The sequence below is a fragment of the Neptuniibacter sp. UBA6509 genome (assembly GCA_002435145.1).
Lineage (GTDB): Bacteria > Pseudomonadota > Gammaproteobacteria > Pseudomonadales > Balneatricaceae > Neptuniibacter.
This window is the reverse complement of the sequence record DJLT01000066.1, coordinates 6,789-11,967: the sequence shown is the minus strand read 5'-3', so window position 1 is coordinate 11,967 and position 5,179 is coordinate 6,789. Positions and strand designations below refer to the sequence as shown.

The window sequence follows — 5,179 nt, the reverse complement described above, 5'->3', positions numbered from 1 at the left end:
TGCTCTTGCTCTTGCTCTTGCTCGGCAATACCTTCGACCATACGATCGATGACATCAAGCAGCTCTGGCTCTGGCTCTGCAATGTGTAGCGTAGCTTCAGAAACTTCAAGTGTAATCTCATCAGATACAACTACAGACTCACGATCTATTGGATAGCTTTCGTCAGGCTCTTCTGGGAGCAATACTGGCGGTTCTGGCTCATCAGACACTGTAACTGTCCGCGCAGGGCCCAAAACGCCTTCACCGCTTAGTGAAGTGGCATAAGCATCAAGTTCTTCTAGAGGAGGTTCCAAATCAGCCTGAACATCAGTACTTGTCAGTGTTTCTGTCTCAACATCCTCAGATACCACTTTTCTGGCCGAACTCACAATTCCCTCATCTAATGAAAGATCGCCACTCCAATCCTGTGAATCCAAGGGTTTATTAGCTGTTTGGGAAGGGACTGGAGCACCAGAAGGCGTCACTTTCTGCGTTTCAGCCTCATCAGATACTGCAAGATCATCATCTATAGCTCCACTTTCGTCCTTAAGCGGAGAAAGTTCAGGGCGATGATTGGAAAAAAGAGGATCATCATCTAAACCCACACGCCGGGCACCACCGCCGGGCAACTCGGGATTAAATGATTCATCTTCGACAGGAACATCAACAAAGTTCTTATCGATATTCAATTTCAGACGATTACGACCGCTTTGCATGCGGCGCCATCCATCAAAAATTATCAGCAGAATTAAAATAACACCGCCAACTATCAGCCATTCACGCAGACCAATATCCATGTGCCTAGTCGCGCCCCTTTCTCTTGTTATTATCTATTTTCATACAACTATAAAAGAGCCTGTATTATTCGACAACCTTGTCGACAATAAGCTGCAAAGGTAAATCACCACCCCTGACATCTACAGGCGTAATGATACCGTATAAATCACCCGCTTTTGCTTGAGGCTGACCTGATAAAGAAATTCTAGCGGAAACTTCAACCGCTGCAGCCGAAGACAGCGTAGCCTCTGGGCTCATCGCCATTGTGTCATCAAGTACAACATTAGCTGGCAGGTCGGAAACTGACAACTTAACCGCCGCTAATGGCATTCTCTGTCCCACTTCTCGCGCAAATACAAAAATAGTTTGCTCTGGGCTCACTTGGCCTTTTAGTGAGGGATCAATATCCACCTTAAGAGAGATCGATGCGATCTCCAGTTCCGGAATAGGAGCGACTTCTGTGCCTTGTTCAATCAGGCGGTCTCTAGCTTTTATTGCGCCTGATCTTAATGAGTCAGCAGTTTGCCCGTCAGCATTGCGTAAAGCAGTTAGCCAAAATTCTAAAGCCGCTTCGTAATCTTGTTTCTCATAGGCGTCAATACCCAGAAGACCTAACACTGTTATTTCAAGTGGTTCAATCTCAAGTGTTTTATCAATTTGTGCACGAACGCCATCTGTTATCTTACTGCCTTCAGCAAAAAACAGAGCCTGCGCATACTGGCCATTCACACTTGCATACTGAGGAGCATCTGCAGGCAAAATCGTTAAAATTTTCTTGAAGCCTGCTGCTCCTTCCTTATAACGTCCTTGATTCATGTAGGTAGTCGATAGTAGAAACCAGCCTTCCGCATTATCTGGGTTCATTTCAAGCTCTTTTTCCAGCTGTGCTATCGCTTGTTCTAACGTTGGAACTTGACCATTAAAGGGATCTTTCGGCTGCTGTAACGCAATTTCTAAATCGGCCGACCGCCCCAAAGACGAATACAGCCCAATACCAGCAACCGGTATCATGGACGCTAAAAGCATTACGGTTGTCAGCACTTGACTGGTCAGCTGTAATTTACCTGATGAAGACTCTGGCCCTTGAACATCTGACAGCAAATTTCTTTCAAGCTCAGTCTTTAGCGTCAAGAAATCACTTTCTTCCAAATTCCCTGCAGCTTTTTCATTCTCCAATTCAGCTAAACGCTCGCGGAAAATTTCAATATTTTGCTGACTACGATCTTCATCAGTAGACGCTTCAACTAAACGTTTAGCTCTAACGAACGGCAAGACTACAAATGCTATAGCGAGTATTGTTAATGCAGCTATACCAACCCATAACTCAATCATTTCGCTCACCCTTTTTCAAAATATCATCCAAGCGAGCAGTTTCATCATTACTTAAGTGTGTTTCCAAATCGACCTCTGAAACATCATTACGTTTACGCTTTCTCGAGACTACAAGTAGAACAATCAGACCAATAAACGCCAAACCAAATGGTCCGTACCATAATATGTAAGTTGTCTCATTCACTGGAGGTTTATAAAGAACAAACTCCCCATAGCGCGCCACCATAAAATCCATGATTTCATCATTACTGCTCTCATCTTGAAGCATTTTATAGACTTCATTTCGCAGATCTTCTGCAATAGGCGAATTTGAATCTTGCAGGTTTTGGTTCTGACATTTTGGACAACGCAGTTCAAACGTTAACTCTTTAAAACGCTCTCGAGTTGCTTCATCCTTAAATTCATAAGTATCAATCGCCGCAAAAGCACTGATAGGCAAAACAAATAAAATAAGGGTCAATATAAATCTCATTGAGTTGCTACCTTAGGTCCATTCTTTAGCTGATCAATAATTGCTTTTAACTTCTGCCATACAGCCTCATCAACTACACCCACATGCTTATATTGAATCACGCCGTCCTTATCGATGACATAAGTTTCAGGGGCACCATAAACGCCTAAATCGAGACCTAAAGTGCCTTTATCGTCATAAACATTTACCGCATAAGGGTCTAGATATTTTTTCAGCCAGATATTCGCTTTTTGACGCTCATCTTTATAGTTGATGCCAATGACCTTATAACCCTCGGCCTTAATACGATTAAGCTGAGCATGCTCTTGCTTACACGATGGGCACCAGGTAGCCCATACATTGACTAAAGCCACTTCACCTTTTAGATCATTTTCAGTTAACGTCAGTTCTGAATCAGCTAACGCTGGTAACTCAAACGCAGGGAACGGTTTATTCAGTAACGCTGAAGGCAATTCAGTTGGGTCTAATTGCAACCCTTTCCACAAAAAGCCCCCTATGCCAATCGCAATAACTAGAGGGAGAAATAAAATAAATCGACGCACAACAATTCTCCTACACACTGGACTCAGCAGTTTTGATCGTTTTCGTTTCACGTTTAGCTTGCTTTCGGTAGCGAGGATCCATTGCAGCTAATAAACCACCGAATGTCATTAATAGACCACCTAACCATAACCAACGCACGAAAGGTTTATGCTGAATACGCACAGCCCATGCACCATTATCTAATGGTTCACCTAATGCAACATATAGATCTCGCGTTAGGCCTGGATCCAAATCAGCTTCGGTCATCACATTGCCACGCGCCGTATAATGACGTTTTTCAGGGTGTAATGTACCGTAAGGCTCACCATCTTTAAGCACTCTAATTTGTGCTTGATCAGCTTTATAATTTGGCCCTTCCACAAGATGAACACCATCAAAAATGAATTCATATTGTTTAAACGATAAAGAATCGCCCGGTGCCATTCTTAAATCACGCTCTTCGTTATAAACAGAGACAAGCGTCATACCCACAATAGTAACAGCCACACCTACATGCGCTAGAACCATTGCATAGTAACTACGAGATAGCCCACGCAATCCTTTAAAAACACTGGACTTATTCGATACTTTATTCCAAATATCCTTAATCGAAACTAATAAAATCCAAAATGTCAAAACCATTCCCAAAGTCACGTACCAATCGAACTCACCACCATAAACGACAGAGAAACCGGCACCAAAAACAACACTTGCAACAAGAGGAATTAATAACTGTTTAGCAATATAACTTCCTTTCGTGTGTCTCCATCTCGACACCATGCCTATGCCCATAAGAGCAACAAGAACTGACATTAAAGGAATAAATAGTGCATTAAAGTAAGGAGGCCCTACTGAAATTTTACCTATACCCAACGCGTCGATAAGTAGTGGGTATAAAGTGCCCAATAAAACCATCAAAGCAACGACGACAAGTAAAATATTATTTCCTAGCAAAAGAGTTTCACGAGAGATAAGTTCAAAACGCGATTCGCTTTTAACATGCGCAGCTTTAATTGCATAAAGTAGTAGAGAGCCACCAATGGTAATGACTAACAACGCTAGAATGAAATAACCACGTTCAGGATCTGTCGCAAAAGCATGGACAGAAGTTAATACGCCAGAACGAACAAGAAATGTTCCCAGCAAACTTAAAGAAAACGCAAAAATAGCTAGTAAAACGGTCCAGCTTTTAAACACACCACGCTTTTCTGTCACAGCCAAACTATGAACAAGCGCAGTACCGACAAGCCAAGGCATAAAAGAAGCATTCTCAACTGGATCCCAGAACCACCAGCCACCCCAACCAAGCTCGTAATAAGCCCACCAGCTGCCTAATGCAATACCTAAGGTCAGAAACGCCCAAGCAACCACAGTCCAAGGACGCGACCAACGAGCCCACGCGGCATCTAAACGGCCACTTAACAACGCGGCAATTGCAAATGCGAAAGCAACAGAAAAACCAACATATCCCATGTAAAGCATTGGCGGATGAATAATCAAGCCAATATCTTGAAGCAGCGGGTTAAGATCCCCCCCTTCTGCGGGGAAACGAGGCAAATGTCGTTCAAAAGGGCTCGAAGTCAGCAATGTGAAGAGTATAAATCCAACCCCAATGATACCCATTACACCTAAAACGCGCGCAACGATATCCTGAGGCAAATTATCGCTTTTAATCGCAACAGCCCAAGTCCAGCCACCCAGAATCACTACCCATAAAAGCAGTGAGCCTTCATGACCACCCCATATTGCGCTTATTTTGTAATAAACAGGGAGCGCCGTATTTGAGTTACTGGCAACATAAACAACGGAAAAATCGTCTACAACAAAGGCATACCCTAAACAGATAATACTAACCACTAGGAATGCGAACATCCCTGTTGCTAAAGGACGGGCATATCCCATCCATATAGGATTATTACTATATGTACCAGCAATGGGGACAACAGCTAAGAGCGCTGACATGCACAAAGCTAGAATAAGCGCATATTGACCTAACTCAGGAATCATTTGTTATAAACCTCACCTTCAGGCTTCGGCATATTACCGCTTTTTTCCAATGCTTCAGCAACTTCCGGAGGCATATAATTTTCATCATGT

Annotated in this window: 5 protein-coding genes; all 5 read right to left on the bottom strand. The window is 43.1% G+C overall.

Annotated features, from left to right (window positions below):
* A partial coding sequence (locus B4K11_RS08565) for a hypothetical protein (protein WP_414689280.1) occupies positions 1-776 on the bottom strand: 776 nt, incomplete at its 3' end.
* A gap of 64 nt (positions 777-840) precedes the next feature.
* Positions 841-2,088, bottom strand: coding sequence for a c-type cytochrome biogenesis protein CcmI (ccmI, locus tag B4K11_RS08560; protein ID WP_292950999.1), 1,248 nt, complete (start codon positions 2,086-2,088; stop codon positions 841-843).
* The gene (locus B4K11_RS08555) at positions 2,081-2,560 is read right to left on the bottom strand and encodes a cytochrome c-type biogenesis protein (protein WP_292951001.1); all 480 of its coding nucleotides are present in this window, start codon (positions 2,558-2,560) and stop codon (positions 2,081-2,083) included. The genes ccmI and B4K11_RS08555 overlap by 8 nt, the downstream gene beginning before the upstream one ends.
* Positions 2,557-3,102, bottom strand: a complete 546-nt coding sequence (locus B4K11_RS08550) for a DsbE family thiol:disulfide interchange protein (RefSeq protein ID WP_292951003.1) — start codon at positions 3,100-3,102, stop codon at positions 2,557-2,559. The genes B4K11_RS08555 and B4K11_RS08550 overlap by 4 nt, the downstream gene beginning before the upstream one ends.
* A 10-nt stretch (positions 3,103-3,112) precedes the next feature.
* On the bottom strand, positions 3,113-5,089 hold the full coding sequence (locus B4K11_RS08545) for a heme lyase CcmF/NrfE family subunit (protein WP_292951005.1): 1,977 nt from the start codon (positions 5,087-5,089) through the stop codon (positions 3,113-3,115).
* Positions 5,090-5,179 lie beyond the last annotated feature (90 nt).